We start from the raw sequence: 2,730 nt of genomic DNA on the forward strand, positions 1-2,730 counted from the left end.
CCAGCAGGTACCAGAGGTAGACGAACCCGAACATCGCCATCGCCGAGGTGGTGTGCGGGGTGAGGTACATCTCGAACGAGCGCTCGGGATGGCCGAGGTGCATCTGCAGCGGGAGCGGCGCGACGATCAGGAACGCGAGCGCCGTCAGCAGCGCCAGCCGGTAGGTCGGTTTGATCGCCTCCACGTTGAAGACGCGCAGCAGCGAGGCGAGGATGAACGCGCCCGCGACGAGCCCGGTGATGAACGGGTAGAGGACGATCAGCACGCTCCACTGGAGCTCGATCTCGTTGGGGTACATGAAGCCTTCGACGCCGTGAAGGAGGTGTTCCATCGCGCGCTCCCTTCAGCGGACCGAGCCGTCGAGGCCGGCGTAGTAGTTCTTGGCCCCGGTGGCGAGGTTGGGCTTGAGCACCTGGACCTTGTGCTTCCGCAGCAGCTCGTGGATCGGGTCGGCCGGGTCGCGGAGGTCGCCGAGCAGACGCGCCCCCGTGGGGCACGACTCGCAGCATGCGGTCGTGAGCCCCTTCGTGATCCGGTGGTAACAGAGCGTGCACTTGTCCACGGTGTTCGAGCGCGGGTCGATGTAGCGGCAGCCGTAGGGGCACGCCTGGACGCAGTAGCGGCAGCCCAGGCAATACGACTTGTCGACGAGCACGACGCCGTCGGGGCTGTCGAACGTCGCGCCGACGGGACAGACCTGCACGCACGGCGAGTTGTGGCAGTGGTTGCACATCTTCGGAACGAAGAAGTTCTTCGAGCCGTCGCCCTCGGGGTAACGCTCCGGGAACCCGTCGTAGCCGCCGTTCGGCGAGTCGACGACCGGATGCTCCTCGCGCTCCGGGTTCGCGGGATCGCGCGGCGGGATGTGGTACCGCTCCACCCAGGTGCGGAAGTAGAACGGCTCCTGAAGAACCCCGTTCTCGGCCTTGCAGGCCCGGACGCAGTTGCCGCAGCCGATGCACTTCTCGATGTCGATGAAGAACGCCCACCAGTGGCGCTTCGCGTCGTAGTCGGGGGCCTTCTCGGGGGTCCCCGCGAGGACGAACTCCCACGCGGCGGACGCACCCCCGAAGAGCATGAGGTACTTCCCGCCGCGGACGAGGAACTCGCGCCGGTCGACTTCCATGGCCGCTTCCTCCTAGCCGAGCCCTGGGTTGTGGGGCGCGTGGCAGTCGTGGCACGAGGCGCCCGCGTTGTGCTTGTTCGGGTCGATCCGGGGGAATCCGGCCGGCTTGGCCACGTTGTTGCGGTGACAGACCAGGCAGAGGTTCACGGGGTCCGGCTTCTCGGGCTTCGCGCTCGAGGGGTCGTCGGAGCGCGCGTGGGCCGCCTGCGGGCCGTGACAGGCCTCGCAACCGATCCCTGCGTGTTTGCCGCCGCTCTTGGCCTCGACCACGTCGCCGTGGCAGTCCGCACAGACGGCGCGCCCGGCGAAGGTCAAGGGGTGGTCGCGGTTGTCCTCGAGCGCGCCCACGCGGTAGTGCCCGATCTCCCCGAATCCCTCGGGCACGAAGAGTCCCCGCACCACCAGGAACAGGACGATGCCGACGACGAAGAGGAGCGCGAGGCGGAAGAGATGTTCCTTGTCCCGGATCAGCTCGTGCACGGGCCTGCCCTCCGTTCGTTCCGGGCTTATCCCGACCTGTTACCGGATCCCCACCCGGACGGCGGACGACCGTCCCGGCAAGCCGGAGCGTGCACCCCGCGGGCGCGTTGTCCACTTGCGTTCGGTTAAGGGGTGACGGAGGTCAAGGTCGGGGGGAGGCCGCCTCTTCGCGCTCCGAATCCGCCGAGGCCCGGAGTTCCGCGAGGAGGCGCATGCTGCCGCGTTTCACCTCGGACTCACGAATTCCCAGCCCGTTCCAGTCGATTTCGGCGCCGTCGCGCAGGCGTCGGGCGATCTCGAGCAGCCGTCGTTCGCGTTCGGGGTCGCGCATGGGAGTCGCCCTCCACTCCTCCTCAACGCACCGGAGTCGTGGACCCAACCACCTTCGAAGATCGGGGAGTTGGAGCCGGGACCTCGATTCCGTCGAACGATGCGCGTGAAACCGACGGTCGAGGTCCCGGCCCCGGGGGGTGGGGAGACTGGATCACCGGGGCCACGCTGGGTCGCTCCGGCTTCGGTTGGGAAAACGACGCGGACCGTCCGAACCCAACACACCGTCGATCAGTCGGCGCGCCCCATCTCCCGGGCGAGCCTCACGAGCGCGCGGTGAACGGCCATCTGGGCGGCCTCTTCCGTCGGCTTCTCGAGAACCCGCGCGACCTCGCGGAAGGGCAGGCGAAGCTCCACCCGCGCGAAGATCGCCGCGCGATCCTCTTCGCGCAGGCGGCCGAGCGCCGCCTCGTAGGCATCCAGCAGCTCCTGGGCCTCGGCCTCCTCGTGGGGGGACGGGTCCCCGTGAGGCTCCCGGCTGTCGAGCGTGACCGGCTCGCCGCGGCGCTTCGCCTTGCGGATCTCGTCCCGGATCCGGTGAAGCACGGCCTGGCGCAGGTACGCCTGGAGCGCGCCGTCGCCGCGCGCCTCGAACTCCCCCAGGGCGTGCATCGACTTGACGAGGACGTCCTGGACCATGTCCTCCGTGTCGACCGCGCCGCGTGCCCAGCGTGGGAGGCGTCCTCGCGCCCAGCGCGCGAGCGCGGGCCGGTGACGATCGAGCAGCTGCGCCAGCGCGCCCCGGTCGCCGTCGCGGACGCGCAGGAGGAGCGCGACGGAGGTGTCCCAGGTCT

5 protein-coding genes are annotated in these 2,730 nt (G+C 69.3%); all 5 read right to left on the bottom strand.

Features of this window, described 5'->3' with window-relative positions; all coding sequences use genetic code 11:
• Positions 1-331: NrfD/PsrC family molybdoenzyme membrane anchor subunit (gene nrfD, locus VF139_06385; GenBank protein HEX6851017.1), on the bottom strand; the 331-nt coding region annotated here is incomplete at its 3' end.
• A 12-nt stretch (positions 332-343) separates the two neighbouring features.
• Positions 344-1,126: a 4Fe-4S dicluster domain-containing protein gene (locus tag VF139_06390; GenBank protein ID HEX6851018.1), complete on the bottom strand. Its 783-nt coding sequence runs from the start codon at positions 1,124-1,126 to the stop codon at positions 344-346.
• A 12-nt stretch (positions 1,127-1,138) separates the two neighbouring features.
• Positions 1,139-1,606 (bottom strand): multiheme c-type cytochrome, encoded by a 468-nt coding sequence (locus VF139_06395; GenBank protein ID HEX6851019.1) that lies wholly within the window; start codon positions 1,604-1,606, stop codon positions 1,139-1,141.
• Positions 1,607-1,748: 142 nt separating this feature from the next.
• Positions 1,749-1,937 carry a hypothetical protein gene (locus tag VF139_06400; GenBank protein ID HEX6851020.1) on the bottom strand — a complete coding sequence of 63 codons (189 nt, stop codon included), beginning with the start codon at positions 1,935-1,937 and terminating at the stop codon, positions 1,749-1,751.
• Between the two features lie 230 nt (positions 1,938-2,167).
• The coding region (locus VF139_06405; protein ID HEX6851021.1) for a sigma-70 family RNA polymerase sigma factor at positions 2,168-2,730 on the bottom strand (563 nt) is incomplete at its 5' end.

The sequence above is a fragment of the Candidatus Polarisedimenticolaceae bacterium genome (assembly GCA_036376135.1).
GTDB lineage: Bacteria > Acidobacteriota > Polarisedimenticolia > Polarisedimenticolales > DASRJG01 > DASVAW01.

Excerpts from the sequence above, each read along its gene's own strand:
- VF139_06390 (HEX6851018.1), bottom strand. The coding sequence starts at position 1,126 with ATGGAAGTCGACCGGCGCGAGTTCCTCGTCCGCGGCGGGAAGTACCTC.
- VF139_06400 (HEX6851020.1), bottom strand. The coding sequence starts at position 1,937 with ATGCGCGACCCCGAACGCGAACGACGGCTGCTCGAGATCGCCCGACGC.